The sequence below is a fragment of the Paenarthrobacter sp. MSM-2-10-13 genome, assembly GCF_011605365.1.
Taxonomy (GTDB): domain Bacteria; phylum Actinomycetota; class Actinomycetes; order Actinomycetales; family Micrococcaceae; genus Arthrobacter.
Map to the genome: position 1 here is coordinate 21,510 of NZ_JAAOXO010000018.1, position 14,183 is coordinate 35,692.

Sequence of the window (14,183 nt, forward strand, 5' to 3'; positions counted from 1 at the left end):
GAATTACAGGAGTCCTGCCTTGGTCATCAGATCGGTGACCTTAGTGGAGTTCAGCTTGGCGGGATCCACCGTGGGTGCCTGCAGGTCCTTGATGGGAACAAGCTTTTCATTGGCATCAACCTCTGAGGCGATGGCGTACTCAAAGGAGGTTCCGGTCTTGAGGATCTCCTGGCCGGCCTTGCCTGTGATGAACTTCAGGAACGCCTGGGCGTCGGCTGCCTTCTTGGAAGACTTGAGGACGCCGCCACCGGATACGGACACGAACGCGCCCGGGTCCTGGTTCTTGAAGTAGTACGGCGTGACGTTCTTGGAGTTCTCGCCGGTCTTGGCCTGGTCGCCGTAATAGTAGTAGTGGTAGATCAGCGCCGCGTCTACTTCGCCGGCGTTGACGGCCTTCATGGCGGTGCTGTTGCCCTTGTAAGCCTTGAAGTTTTCCTTCATGCCCTTGAGCCACTCTTCGGTTGCGGCCTCGCCCTTGAGTTCAAGGAGTGCCGAGACGATGGCCTGGAAGTCAGCGCCCGACGGCGAAGCGGCCCACTTGCCCTTCCATTCGGGCTTTGCCAGATCCAGCATGGACGTGGGCAACTGGTCTTCGCTGATCTTGTTCTTGTCATATACCAGGACGGTGGAGCGGGCTGCGATCCCGGTCCACTTGCCGGTGGACGGGCGGAACTCGGCCGGAACCTGGTCGATGGTGGCTTTGTCGACGTCGGCGAACAGACCCGCATTTTCCACCTGCGCCATTGCAGGGGAGTTTTCGGTGAGGAAGACGTCCGCCGGTGAGGCCGCGCCTTCCTGAACAATCTGGTTGGACATCTCGGTGTCAGAGCCCTGGCGCAGGGTGACCTTGATGCCGGTCTCCTTGGTGAAGGCGTCGATCCATTCCTTGGTCAGGCTCTCGTGCTGAGCGTTGTAGACCGTGATGCCATCGCCGGCGGCCGCGGATTCGGAGGAATCCGGTGCGGTGGTGGCGTTGGAGCCGCAGGCGGAAAGGCCAAGAGCGGCGGTGGCGAGAAGTGCGATTCCGGCCAGAGCGTTTTTGGGGAGCTTCATGGAGGGCTACTTTCTGGGAACAAGCACGGCAGTGCAAGGACAATGCCTTGGGTCCGTGCTGGCGGGTAGGTTGGGGAGCCCGCTGTGAAAAGCGTAGGTTAGCCATACCTTTGCTATGAAGCCGAAACGGCATTAAGTGACGAGGATCACCTGAATTACGGAAGTGTTGCGTGTCCTAATTGCTGGGACTGCTCGCGTTGCTTGTAATGCTCGCCGCCGCCTCAAGCGCCATCCACCCTTGCAGCTGCGTGGAAAGTTCGACGGCGGCGCCCGCCGGATATGTTTCGCTCGCCGGCCGCTGGGGCTCGAAGGAGAACACGATCGCAGGTGTGCCCCTGCCGGCACTGCCCGTAATTACACGGCGGCCCGCCCAGAAGGCCTCTGCCGTGCCGTAAACCAAAGACGTCGCCTTTTCGCGGGTAGTGGCTGAAAGCCTGACGTCCCGCGCGGCCAGTGCCAGGTAGCGGAGCAGGATGCCAGTGAAAAGGCCGCCATCGCCCGTGCCGTCGCCGCGGATCACTCGCGTGCCGGGCAGTGTGAGCTCACGTTCCACGGCGTCCACCAACAGTGCAGCCCTGCGCAGATTCTCTTCGCCGCCCAGTTCCAGCAACGCGCCCAGCACCGGGCCCTGGTTGTAGGTGTAAATGGCCCCATCAACCACCACCTCGCCGTTACTGATCCGCAGCCCATCCTGATATAGACCCCGTTCCGGGTGAAGGAGCTTGCTGTTTAGCCAGTTCACCAAGTGCTGTGCACGCTCGGTATGGCCGGTCCGGGCGTAGTACAGGGACACCGGGGCTGTGGCCGGAGTGTTCTTGAAGTCCCGTTTGGTGCTCCAGAAGGTGCCACCTCCAAGGTGGTCCGTGGAGGCCGAATCGAACTGCAAGGTCAAGCACTTTTGAACATAGGCGTTCCTCCGGCGGCCAGGCTTCTTGGTCTCCTCGGCCAGCTTCTCCAAACGAAGCGTGGCCAGGGCCAGCCACGCCATGTCGTCGTAGTAGTCGTTCACGAATCTCAGGAGATTCCGCAAGCGGATGGTGGTGACCAGCCGCGAGGCGAGCCGTCCTGCGCTCGGGCGGGAGTCGCCGTCGAACTTTGTTTTGCCCGCCAGCTCGCGGCGGCCCGCATCCACCAAGCAGTCAACGTAGTGCGCTTGCCACCAGTAATGCCAAGGGCCGGAGAGACTTCTGAGGGTGTCGCTGGGCAAGGTCACCGCACCGATGTGGGTGCCGGGCAGGAAAAGGAGGCGCCTGCCAAAGCTTCGGGTCACGGACCGCGCAGCCTGATTGGCACGCCTGGCCCATTCGGTGGCGTCGGCGGAGGGTGCTGGAATCCCGGCTGGCTGGATCTGGCTGGACATGTCATTAGCCTAGCGGGGCCGATAGTGTGCACCGGGCCACAATTCCAGTTAACATGCATTAACGGATTTGGGTCTGCATCAAGGAGGATGAATGGACATCAAGGGCACGGTTGCACTGATTACTGGTGGCGCGTCAGGTTTGGGCGCTGCCACCGCCAAACGACTGTTCGACGCCGGGGCCTCGGTGGTGTTGGTGGATCTGCCACAGTCAGCCGGCGAGTCCTACGCGGCCGAGCTCAACGCCTCGGCGACGGGTGCAGGGGAGCGGGCGGTCTTTGCTCCCGCAGACGTCACCAACGAATCCCAAGTCCAGGCCGCCGTCGACGCCGCTGTTGCTTTGGGGCCGCTCCGGATCGTGGTCAACTGCGCAGGCATAGCCACACCCGGAAAAGTCCTTGGCCGTGATGGCGTGCTGCCGCTGGAAACCTTCAACAAGGTCATCCAGATCAACCTCGTGGGCACCTTTAACGTGATTCGATTGGCCGCCGCAGCCATGGTGGAAACCCAGCCCATCTCCACGGAACTGGGTGGGCCCGAGCGCGGCGTCATCATCAACACCGCGTCCGTCGCCGCCTTCGAAGGCCAGATCGGCCAGCCCGCCTACGCCGCATCCAAGGGCGCCGTAGCAGCCATGACGCTGCCCCTGGCACGAGAATTCGCCCGTTCACTGATCCGGGTGGCCACCATTGCGCCCGGAATCTTTGAAACACCCATGATGGCCGGACTTCCCCAATCGGCCCAGGAATCCCTTGGACAGCAGGTTCCGCATCCCGCCCGTCTGGGCCGTGCCGCGGAATACGCAAACCTGGCCGCCCACATCGTGGAGAACGCCATGCTCAACGGGGAAACCATCCGGCTCGACGGCGCCATCCGCATGGGCCTCAAATGATGGGCGACTACAGCGGCGCTCCGGGGTTAGTTGGGTCCGCTCGGCCCTCCGTAGCCGACCTTCCCACTGCTGACTTCTTCGACTTCGAATCGCTGCTCAGTGTCCAGGAACAGCGTAAACTCAACGAACTCCGGGCATTCCTGGCCTCCGAGATCGCCCCCTACGCCGGGCAATGGTGGGAGAAAGCGGAGTTCCCGGAACACATCCTCCCCAAACTCGCGGCCCTCCGGCTCAGCGCCCCCGCCCAGCGAGGATACACACACCTGTTTGCCGGGCTTGTGATCGCTGAGATGACCCGCGTCGACACCTCCATCGCCACCTTCTTCATGGTCCATCACGATCTCTTCGTCGAATCGCTCTACGACTTCGGCAGTGATCATCAACAGGACCGCTACCTCGACGACGCCTCCAACCTTCGCACCACAGGGGCCTTCGCGCTCACAGAGCCGAACCACGGGTCCGACGTCGCCGGTGGGATGGAGACCACCGCCCGCCGTGTTGAACGACCAGACTCCGACGGCGGCGATTACTGGGTGATCAACGGCGCCAAACGCTGGATTGGCAACGGGACGTTCTGCGACTACATGCTGGTGTGGGCCAAGGACGAAACAGACGGAGCAGTGCGTGCCTTCATCGTCGACGCGACCCTGCCCGGCATCACCCGTAGCCGCATAGAAAACAAGATTGCCCTGCGGACGGTGCAGAACGCCGACATCGTCTTTGAGGACGTCGAGGTAGCTGAAACCGATCGCTTCGCCGGCATCAGCAGCTTCGCGGACACCAACCACCTCCTCCGAGGGTCCCGGATCATGGTGGCCTGGCAAGCAGTAGGCCAACAATTGGCAGCCTTCGACGTCGCCCGGCAGTACGCCGTCGAACGCTTCCAATTCGGCAAACCGTTGGCCAAGTTCCAGCTCATCCAACAACACCTGGTGGATATGCTCGGCAACGCGGTTGCCAGTATGGGAATGATGGTTCGCATAGCGCAGCTGCAGGAGGACATCTTCACGGACGCCCAAGGGGTGCGCCACGGAGGGGCCGACATGGCGCAGGTGGCGCTCGCAAAGGCCTATTGCAGTGCCAGGATGCGGGAGACCGTGGCCATGGGCCGGTCCATCCTGGGCGGGAACGGAATCGTCACCGACTACCGCATAGCCAAGATCTTCGCTGATGCCGAGGCAATCTACACCTATGAAGGCTCCTACGAAATCAACTCCCTGATCGTAGGCCGTGCGGTGACAGGGGTTTCAGCCATCACCTAGAACTGCCGGTCTCATTCCTGAGGGAGCTTCTCTCCCGCTTCTACCCGAACGTCAAGAGAGTTGCCCCGCACCGGCATGGGGCAGGTGCCATACGGAGTGAAAGCACTGGGGTAGTTGATGGCCCGGTTGAAATCAATGATCACGGACCCGTCGGGGCGAGGCCGGGGAATGAAAACCTTCCGCCATTCGTCCGTGGTCTCCCCGTTGGTCTCATCGTGGAAGGTGACGTTGAGCGCACCCAGCTTCTCCTCTTCAGCGTGCAGCCGGATTTCGTGAGGAACGCCCGGTACCCGGAAGACAACCTCGCCCACTGACCGGTGGACGCCATCCACCAAGGGGTTGGCCGTGCCAATGGGCACGTCCACGGGCTCAACGTAAGCCTCGAACCGGCCCTGGATAACCCACTCAGGGTTGTACTCGTAGGTGGGAACACCTACGAAACCGGTCAGCACGGGGGAGCTGTTGTCGCGGGTGCGGATAGCGTACTTGTCCGCACGCATGGCGAGTTCCACCACAACCTGCTTACCGTCGTCGCCGCCAAACTGGACCCACATGAGCGACTCTTCGTCCTGCAGCGTCGCCGTAATGGTCCCCTCTACGGGCTGTCCCGTTTCCACCACGGTGAGTCCATCCGCAGCGCTCGCCGTGAGGAATGCTGTGGTGCCGTCGGTGGACCAGAGGCCCGGGGCAAGTTCCACCTCGGAGGGCTGGAACTCAAGCCACTGGAAGGACGTGAGGGTCAGCCATCCGTGCGCGGTGGCAAGGGCTGAATGTCGACCTGCACGGAACCGCTCCCAACGGGCCAGCTGGGGATCGGTTGCGGTGGTGGGCGAGCTCATGGTTCTCCTCGGCTGGGGTTCGCGTCCGTTCGCGGCGGTTGCCACTTGCCTCAACTATGCGCCGGGCGTGGGCATTCCCGGAATTCGGCCCAGCTGGGTCAGAACTCCACTACCTTGGATCGGCTCGCGCTGGCCCCAAACCCATGCCAGCGCGAGCCGGGATTGCTGGACGGCGTGATGGACCATGCACCCCAGGCCCACCGTCGCCATCTTGCCCCGAAGGGCGTTTCCCGATCGCCCTTCTAGTGCGAGCGCCGCCTGTGCTTACGGGCACCGGCAAAGGCGAGGAGAGATCCCAGGGCCAGAAGCGCCGCAGCCAGGACGACGAACGCCTGGCCCTGCGCCCCCGTGGTGGCCAACTGTGCCGCAGTGGCGGGCTGTGCTGGGTTGTTGGCGGGTTGTGCTGGGTTGCCGGGGGCCGGTGGGGTCGTCTGCCCCGGTGTAGTGGATTCTGTTGGAAGAACCACAATTGCAGGGCTGCTGGTGCTGGTGCTGGTGCTCGGTGAGGGTGTGGGTGTGACGGGTGTGGGGGTCGCCGTGGCGGTGCTGGGTGTGGGGGTTGGCGTAGCTGTGGGGGTTGGCGTAGCCGTCCCTTGCCCGGTTCCGCTGGCACTGCTTCGGCGTGTTTGGGCCCCTACCGGGTTTTCCTCGCCTGAGATGGTCACTGTCCCGTTGTTTTGGTAAACGTCCAGGGAAGCATCAGACACCTTGGTCACAACGAAGAGCTCCACGTGTTCGCCTTTGGGAAGGCCGGTCCAGGAGACCGTCAGCGACTGAGGGGTGCATTCAATACTCGCGGGGTACTGCTCATTGTCGAAGGGTTCAATGATGTTGCCTGCTTCGCCCCTTACCTTGCCCACGCGGGGTGTTACGCGGCTGCAGTCGATCACCATGCCGGCTGAGGGGATATCGGTGACTACAACATCGTTGGTTGCTGACACCATGGGCGGCATGTAAAGGACTGACTGAAGTTCTGATTGGGAAGAGTCCGCCCACCACATCGACTTGCCGGCAGTCGTCGGAGCATCCGGGAGGCAGTTCTCAGTGCACGGTTCAATCTGCACCGGGACGCGAATCACGCTGTCACCGAACACGAAGCTAAGTTCCTTGGTTTCGCCCGTTGCCGGAGCCACGGAGTACTGAGTGGCAAAAGAGCAGGTACCGCCCACATTGAGTGGATGCAGGGCGACGAAGTCGGTGAGCGTGAAGACCACACGGCCGGCATCGTTGGCCGCAGCTGTTGCTACGGTCTGGCCATCAGGAGTGTTCAGGTCAAAAGTTGCAGCGCCAAACCACCGCAGTTCGGGGGGAAGCTGCAAAGTGAAAGTGTCCCCGGGCTGTGAGTTATCCGGGACGGACCAGGTGCAGGATAGATCCACTTGGTCCCATTGCCCGGTGACTGTGGAACCGGTACTGAGGGTGATCTCCGCTCCCGGGATCTCCTCAGCACTCGCTGGCAGGGCCGAGAGCCCCAGGCCCAGGATGGCCATGACAGCGGCCAGAAAGGCAGCCACCAGTGAGGCGGTTCTTGGATGGATCTGCTTGTTCATTAGTGGGTGGGTCCTTTGAGTCCTTGGGATGTATTCCGTCACAAGGTGAGTGTTCGCCGGGAGTGGTTCGTTACGCTGCAGAACGGATTTCGGCCAAATCCGGCTTTCAGGACGAGTCCCGCGCGGCAGTTGAGGTGGTGGCAGCCGTGGCCTCCGCCCGGGAAAGCGGGTAGAACTTCATGCGGGCAGGGTAGAGGCTGCCGTCGTCGAGAGCTTCCAGAACTGCCTTGCACGCCATCAGCCGGGAAAGGTTGCTTTCGCTGACGGAAAAGAGGACGTGAATGGCGGAATTTTGATACATTGCCGTCGCTCCGGTTCCTTGCAGTGCGGCCTTCACTGCGTCCCCCAGCCGGGCCAACAATGTCCAACCATGCGTGCGGCTATCGCGGGGCCGGGGCAGCGCGATGATGGCCAGTGCGTGGGAACCCGGCCCCTCCGCACCGAACGCGGATACATCGTGGACCCTTCGTTGGAAGTGGGCCTGGGTGGCCAGTCCCGTGTAAACGTCGGTGCAGGAGATGGTGGGGGCTGTTTCTGCTACCTCCGCCCAGCCCTCCGCGATTGAGAGGAGGGCATCGACGTCCAGGGCCTGATCCGCGGCAGTGAACAGGGCGAGGAAGTCGTTCAGGGTCTCTCTGATGCTGACACCGTTCCTGGCGCGCGCAGCTCCCAGTAATTTCGCCGCGGGGGCGGGAACTACTGCCCCGCTTGCCAGGGGAATGACGACTGTCCGGACTTCCGGAACGTACCAATCCGCTCGGAACCGCCAACCCCTTTGGTAACTGGCAGTCCGCCATCTGCGCAGCAAGTGGTGCTGTGAAAACGTGCGTTCGGCAGGTGATTTTGTCCGGAACGATGTCATATCCCAACAGTGCGCAGAAGAGCCGATTCGTGACGAAGGGAGTGCCTCGAACATGGTTGCTAAAGACTTTTTACAAACTGGCGTCACGACTCGGGCGGTACCCACACTCCATAGATATGGGCAGGGTTCTCTACGGTTTGGGGGTGCCATAAATGGCACGCACGTCACATGCGAGCAACAAAACCAGCGTCGACGACGGACAACTCATTGATTTGGTCCGCAATGGAGACATGTCTGCCTTCGACGGACTCTACGAGCGCCATGTGTCCGTTGCCTCCAGCGTCGCCAGACGCAACGTGGACAACCAAAGTGACGCCGAGGACGTAGTGGCTGAGGCATTCCAGGCGGTCCTGCAAAGCCTCATCTCGGGGAAAGGGCCGGACACCTTCTTTAGGGCGTACTTGCTCTCCACGGTTGCCCGATTGTCCCACCAACGTAATCGGAAAGCCGGCAAGGTCCTGCCCAGTAGTGACCATGCCGTCCTGGACCAAACCTTGGTGGACTCGGACGCAGCAATCAGCGCCTTTGAATCGCACACAGTGGCCAAAGCATTCCGGGCCCTGCCTGAACGGTGGCAGGCTGTGCTGTGGTACTTGGACGTCGAACGCATGAAACCCGCAGCTGTGGCACCGGTTCTGGGTCTCTCAGCCAATGCCGTTTCTGCACTCGCTCTTCGCGCCCGTGAGGGCCTGAGGAGGCAGTACCTGCAGTACCACATAGCGGAGCAGGCTGACACTAAATGCGCTGAGTACGCCTCGAAGCTAGGCAACTACATCCGTGGTGGGGTCTCCCATGCCACCGGGCGCAGGATCCGTGAGCATCTTAACGGCTGCCCATCGTGCACCGCGGCCCTTGCGGAGCTGAAAGACGTTCAGGGGAGCATGAGGGCTGTCCTGCTGCCGTTGGTGACAGGGATCCCGGCCGCGCTGTGGGCGGGCAAAGGGGCGGGGCTCGGAGTTGTGGGTGGCATGGTGCCCGCCAACGCGGCCGTTGCGGTCCCCGCCCTAGCCCAACCGGTGCTCATGGCTGTCATCGCAGCAGCTGCCGTAGGACTTGTGCTGGGGGCTGTGGGCATAGTTGACCACCTGACTCCGGACGCCTATATGGAGAAGCGGGCCGTGGAATCCGTTGTGGCTCCGTCAGAAAAGGCTCCGGTGATTCCAGCCCCTTCCCCAACGAGCGCGCCGACTCCCGTTTCTACAACACCGGCCGTTTCTTCAACACCGGCGCCGCCGCAGGCGCCACCACCGGGTGACGTGCCATCCGTTGAAGGGCTGCCCGCAAACGAGAATCCTATTGTGGAGAACCCCGTGCCGCAGATCCCGGCGGAACCGCCGATCGCGCCGTCCCCTGCTCCACTCCCGGTCACCACACCGTCTGCCTCGCCTTTGGCTGTTCCGTCGTTGACTGCTCCAGCGGTTGTGGATGGCTCGGCGCGCGAGGCCGGGGAGGAAGATTCCGAGCGCAAGGTCCTGGAAATTGACTTCCGGGTCTCCGGAGGAAGTTCCTTGGGGAGCGCGACGGCGGTGTTCTCCGTGGGGAAGCATTCGTTGGTGGTGGAAGACTCAATTCGTGCCCCGGATGGCTGGATCTGCTCGTTCGAGAGCCGGAGTGTGGTGAGTTGTTCCACTAACTCGGTGCAGCGCGCTGATCTTCGGTTTCAGATCGGAGCCGGCCTCAAGCGTGGCAAGGACGACGTCAAAAGAGGCGAAAGAGTTCTTACCTACACGCTGAGCGGACCGGGGTTGGCTTCCAAAAGGTTCTCTGCCGTGTACTGATTCCAATATCGCAGTGCGGGTTGCGTCATGATCCTTCGCCCCGGTGCACTCATCCATCGGCAAGGCCCGGTAGCGGGTGGCGTGCTCTATCCATAAAGGTGAGAAATGAAGACAGAAACCCACAGCCGTGTGGTGGATCCTTCCGTGCCCTACCTTGGTGTGGGAACGCTCTGATGTCGCGTGTCCTGGTGACAGGCATTGCCAACCCGGCTGGCTCGTCCTTGGTCCGGCAGCTCAAGGCAAAGGGCCATTGGGTGCTGGGGGTGGACGAGATTCCTGCCCGTTGCGGGGCGGCCGATGGTGTGGCGGTCGTTTCACCTTCGAATACCCGCGGTTACCTTTGGGAGTTGCGGGGCCTGGTGGCGGGCCATGGGATCGAAATCCTCATTCCCACCATGAGTGCCGAGCTGGTCGTCTTTTCTGAAGCCCGCGACGATTTCGCGCCGGGAGTTCGTGTGGTGATCGCCGATCCTGCGCCGGTGAGGAGGGCTCACGACAAATACCTCACCATGACCTGCCTTGCGGGTGCGGGTGTGAGCGTTCCCCGATTCGGCCTGCCCAGCGCACTCGGGTCTGTGCATGATGCCATGGATATATTGGGCGGCCCGCTGGTGGTGAAACCTCGCATTTCACGCAACGGACGCGGCATCCGGTTGCTGGGGCGAACGTCCGACTCCGGTGCGCGGGCTGCCCGTATTTGGGCAAGCCTGGACGATTCCTGGATGGTCCAACGGTTTGCACCGGGTACCGAGTACGCTGCGCAAGGCTTTCGCCACGGACAACTCACCGGGCCGGGTGATGTCCTGGTTGTGTTGGAGAGAACGCTCAGAGAGGCAGCCAAGGAGGATGGTTCGCCCACAGTTCGTGTCCGGAAGGCTCAAGCGCCCTCGGACTCTGACGTTGCGGTGGTGGCGGGTTCATCTGCTGCCGCCCTTGGGCTGACCGGACCATTCAGCGTGGATATCAAGCGCCTGCAGGACGGCAAGCCGGCAGTATTGGAAGTGGAGGCGCGTTTTGGCATGTTCAGTGCCCTTGCGCCTGGGGTGTTGGATACGGTTTTGGAGCTGTGCAAGCAGGACCACCCTTTGGAAGAGTTCGCGTGAGGCCTGGTCTCCGTGAGGCCCGGTCTGTGTTCCCTTTCGCCCGGGGCGTACCCTCATTGCATGGGGATTGAGACAGTGGTTCCGGCCGTGGTCAGCCTGGCACTCATTGTGGGATCGTTCTGGGCCGGCACGCGGCTGGTGCAGAGGGGCGTTCCGTCAAAAGGAGCAACCGGCACCCTGGGCAGTGTGTTGTCCATGATTGAACCGGCCACGGGTGCACCTACCCGGATGGAAGCGGCAGCAGCCATAGAAGAGATGAGGCAGCGCCGGCACGAGTCTCTGTCCGCGGGCCCGGGTTCGGAGGGCCGGGATGTTTTCGGTGGAAAAGTAGTCTTACCCAGGCCTGTCCAGAAGCCGGCAGAAGGCGACGTTAAAATCTGAGACGCATTCCTTTTGTTGAGTTAGGTGCGGGTAAGATCCCGTAGGAACAAGTAATCCGGCTCACAGTATCCAGCGCAGTGTACGGGCCAACCAGATCCCCGAAGGTAAGTATCTATGGTTCACACTGCCCATCAAGACACCGATCTCGCTGCTGAACTGCGGGCCGACGTACGCCGCGTTTCCACGCTTCTCGGCGAGTCCCTGGTAAGACAACATGGTCCGGAGCTGCTCCAACTCGTGGAGCAGGTGCGGCTGCTGACCAAGGAGTCCAAGGAAGCAGCCCGAGGCGGCGCGGACGCTACCGGCCCATGGAGCGCGCACGACGTCGTCGCCCAGGTCCGCGAGTTGCTTGCCTCCCTGCCGCTTGACCAGGCTACTGACTTGGTCCGCGCCTTTGCGTTCTATTTTCACCTCAGCAACGCTGCCGAGCAGGTCCACCGCGTCCGTGGATTGCGCACCCGGCAGGAAAAGGACGGTTGGCTGGCAAAAGCGGTCTCAGAGATCGCCGGCCAAGCTGGTCCTCAGGTTTTGCAGGACGTGATCAATGAACTGGACGTCCGCCCCATCTTCACGGCACACCCCACCGAGGCCTCACGCCGCTCCGTACTGGACAAAGTCCGCAAGCTCTCGGACGTTCTGGCCGAGCCCACCACGGAGGGGACCTCAGCGCGGCGCCGTCAGGACCGCCAACTCGCCGAGATCATTGATCAAATGTGGCAGACCGACGAGCTCCGGCAAGTGCGTCCCACTCCTGTGGATGAGGCCCGGAATGCCATCTATTACCTGAACAGCATCCTTACCGACGCCATGCCGGAGATGTTGACGGACCTTTCAGAGCTTTTGGCTGAGCACGGGGTCTCCCTGCCGGCCGCTGCCGCACCCCTGAAGTTTGGTTCGTGGATCGGTGGTGACCGCGACGGCAACCCGAACGTTACCGCCGCCGTCACCCGGGAGATCCTGCAGCTGCAGAACCAGAATGCTGTCCGCATCAGCATTGCCTTGATCGACGAACTCATCTCGGTACTTTCCAACTCGACCGCTCTTTTTGGGGCCGACCAGGAACTGCTGGACTCGATCGCGACTGATCTGAAGAACCTCCCCGGCCTGGATAAGCGCATCCTTGAACTGAATGCCCAAGAGCCGTACAGGCTCAAACTGACCTGCATCAAGGCCAAGCTCATCAACACTGGCCGACGTATTTCAGCGTCGACGTATCACGAGCCGGGCCGCGACTACGCAACCACTCCCGAGCTGCTTGCGGAGTTTGGGTTGCTTGAGGCCTCGCTGCGCAACCACTCCGCCGGTTTGGTTGCAGATGGCGCCCTGGCCCGGGTCCGCCGGGCAATCGCCGCTTTTGGTCTGCACTTGGCAACCTTGGACATCCGTGAGCACGCCGATTACCACCACGATGCTGTTGGCCAGCTGGTGGACCGGCTCGGCACGCAGAAGCCCTACAGCGAGTTGACGCGTGAGGAACGCTTCGCTTACTTGGGTGCGGAGCTGGCTTCGCGCCGTCCTCTTTCCGGACACCCGATCAAGCTTGAGGGCACTGCGGACGGTACCTACGACGTTTTCCGGAGTATCCGCCAAGCCCTGCACACCTACGGCCCGGACGTCGTGGAAACCTACATCATTTCCATGACCCGCGGTGCCGATGATGTTCTTGCTGCAGCGGTCCTGGCGCGCGAAGCCGGCTTGATTGACCTCTTCGGCGCCAAGCCGCACGCCAAGATCGGCTTTGCCCCGCTGCTGGAAACAGTGGAAGAGCTCCGTGCTTCGGCTGAGATCGTGGACCAGTTGCTGTCCGATCCCTCCTACCGGGAACTTGTCCGCCTTCGCGGCGATGTCCAGGAGATCATGCTGGGCTACTCGGATTCCAATAAGGAATCCGGTGTGATGACCAGCCAGTGGGAGATCCACAAGACCCAGCGCAAGCTGCGCGATGTAGCAGCCAAGCATGGTGTTCGTGTCCGCTTGTTCCATGGCCGTGGTGGTTCGGTAGGCCGCGGTGGCGGGCCCACCTACGATGCCATCATGGCCCAGCCGAACGGCGTGCTTGAGGGCGAGATCAAGTTCACCGAGCAGGGTGAGGTCATTTCGGATAAGTACTCCCTGCCCGAGCTGGCACGCGAAAACCTTGAGCTGTCCTTGGCTGCGGTCATGCAGGGCTCGGCCTTGCACCGGACTCCGCGCACTTCCGAGGACGAGCGCGAGCGCTACGCAAACGTCATGGAGATCATCTCCGACGCAGCGTTCGACCGCTACCGCGCGTTGATTGATGATCCTGATCTTCCGGCTTACTTCCTCGCTTCCACCCCTGTGGAGCAACTGGGTTCGTTGAATATTGGATCACGCCCGTCCAAGCGCCCGGACTCCGGAGCCGGACTCGGCGGTCTTCGGGCCATCCCGTGGGTTTTCGGCTGGACCCAGTCCCGGCAGATCGTTCCGGGTTGGTTCGGTGTGGGCTCAGGCCTAAAGGCTGCCCGCGAGGCAGGCAACACCGATCAGCTCCTTGAAATGATGGATCGCTGGCACTTCTTCCGCTCGGTGATCTCCAATGTGGAAATGACCCTGGCCAAGACAGATATGGAGATTGCCGGTCATTACGTGTCCTCCTTGGTCCCGGAGGAGCTGCACCGTCTGTTCCACATGATCCGTGATGAGTACGAACTCACGGTGGCAGAAATCGAGAGGCTGACCGGTGAGATCGAGCTCCTCGACGCCCAGCCCACGTTGAAGCGTTCACTCGAAATCCGCGACCAATACCTGGACCCGATCAGCTACCTTCAGGTGGAGCTCCTTCGGCGCGTCCGCGAGGAACAGGTGTCCGGAGCCGAGATTGACGAGCGCCTTCAGCGGGCCATGCTCATCACCGTCAACGGTGTGGCCGCCGGCCTGCGCAACACCGGCTAGCACCCTCTCTCACATCCCGCGGGTTTTTCAGGATCGCTCTCTCATCTGGTGAGAGAGCGATCCCTCCTGCGGCCGTATGGTTTTCTGAGACAGGTTGATGGGAGATCGACTTCAGAATGACTGGTCCTAGAAGAAAATATGATGCGGCTTTCCGTGAGGAAGCTGTGCAGCTGGTGTTGTCCTCGGATCGTTC

Annotated in this window: 11 protein-coding genes; 6 read left to right on the plus strand and 5 right to left on the minus strand. The window is 61.9% G+C overall.

Going from position 1 to position 14,183, the window contains the following annotated elements; translation table 11 throughout:
• Positions 1-3: 3 nt before the first annotated feature.
• Together HAV21_RS21825 and HAV21_RS21830 are read right to left on the minus strand one after the other, a co-directional pair.
• Positions 4-1,053: an iron ABC transporter substrate-binding protein gene (locus tag HAV21_RS21825; RefSeq protein WP_142936677.1), complete on the minus strand. Its 1,050-nt coding sequence runs from the start codon at positions 1,051-1,053 to the stop codon at positions 4-6.
• A gap of 175 nt (positions 1,054-1,228) precedes the next feature.
• Positions 1,229-2,413 carry a glycoside hydrolase family 76 protein gene (locus tag HAV21_RS21830; protein ID WP_166843146.1) on the minus strand — a complete coding sequence of 395 codons (1,185 nt, stop codon included), beginning with the start codon at positions 2,411-2,413 and terminating at the stop codon, positions 1,229-1,231.
• 91 nt (positions 2,414-2,504) lie between these two features.
• Here HAV21_RS21830 and HAV21_RS21835 point away from each other — a divergent pair, with 91 nt between their 5' ends.
• Positions 2,505-3,302, plus strand: coding sequence for an SDR family NAD(P)-dependent oxidoreductase (locus HAV21_RS21835; protein ID WP_166843147.1), 798 nt, complete (start codon positions 2,505-2,507; stop codon positions 3,300-3,302).
• Complete coding sequence (locus HAV21_RS21840; RefSeq protein WP_166843153.1) at positions 3,302-4,564, plus strand: acyl-CoA dehydrogenase family protein; 1,263 nt, start codon at positions 3,302-3,304, stop codon at positions 4,562-4,564. Before HAV21_RS21835 ends, HAV21_RS21840 begins: the two co-directional genes overlap by 1 nt.
• An 11-nt stretch (positions 4,565-4,575) precedes the next feature.
• Here the strand turns inward: HAV21_RS21840 and HAV21_RS21845 are convergent, their stop codons facing one another.
• The 3 genes from HAV21_RS21845 to HAV21_RS21855 form a co-directional block, all read right to left on the minus strand.
• Entirely contained in the window at positions 4,576-5,403 is an 828-nt protein-coding gene (locus HAV21_RS21845) for a DUF1684 domain-containing protein (protein WP_166843148.1), read from the minus strand.
• Between the two features lie 242 nt (positions 5,404-5,645).
• Positions 5,646-6,953, minus strand: coding sequence for an Ig-like domain-containing protein (locus tag HAV21_RS21850; RefSeq protein WP_166843149.1), 1,308 nt, complete (start codon positions 6,951-6,953; stop codon positions 5,646-5,648).
• A 106-nt stretch (positions 6,954-7,059) separates the two neighbouring features.
• Positions 7,060-7,815: a hypothetical protein gene (locus HAV21_RS21855; RefSeq protein WP_166843150.1), complete on the minus strand. Its 756-nt coding sequence runs from the start codon at positions 7,813-7,815 to the stop codon at positions 7,060-7,062.
• A 152-nt stretch (positions 7,816-7,967) separates the two neighbouring features.
• Here HAV21_RS21855 and HAV21_RS21860 point away from each other — a divergent pair, with 152 nt between their 5' ends.
• The 4 genes from HAV21_RS21860 (at position 7,968) to ppc (ending at position 13,990) form a co-directional block, all read left to right on the plus strand.
• Positions 7,968-9,593 carry a sigma-70 family RNA polymerase sigma factor gene (locus HAV21_RS21860; RefSeq protein WP_243753424.1) on the plus strand — a complete coding sequence of 542 codons (1,626 nt, stop codon included), beginning with the start codon at positions 7,968-7,970 and terminating at the stop codon, positions 9,591-9,593.
• A 173-nt stretch (positions 9,594-9,766) separates the two neighbouring features.
• Positions 9,767-10,696, plus strand: coding sequence for an ATP-grasp domain-containing protein (locus tag HAV21_RS21865; protein ID WP_166843151.1), 930 nt, complete (start codon positions 9,767-9,769; stop codon positions 10,694-10,696).
• Positions 10,697-10,756: 60 nt separating this feature from the next.
• Positions 10,757-11,077, plus strand: coding sequence for a hypothetical protein (locus HAV21_RS21870; protein WP_142936670.1), 321 nt, complete (start codon positions 10,757-10,759; stop codon positions 11,075-11,077).
• 114 nt (positions 11,078-11,191) lie between these two features.
• Positions 11,192-13,990, plus strand: coding sequence for a phosphoenolpyruvate carboxylase (ppc, locus tag HAV21_RS21875; RefSeq protein ID WP_166843152.1), 2,799 nt, complete (start codon positions 11,192-11,194; stop codon positions 13,988-13,990).
• Positions 13,991-14,183 lie beyond the last annotated feature (193 nt).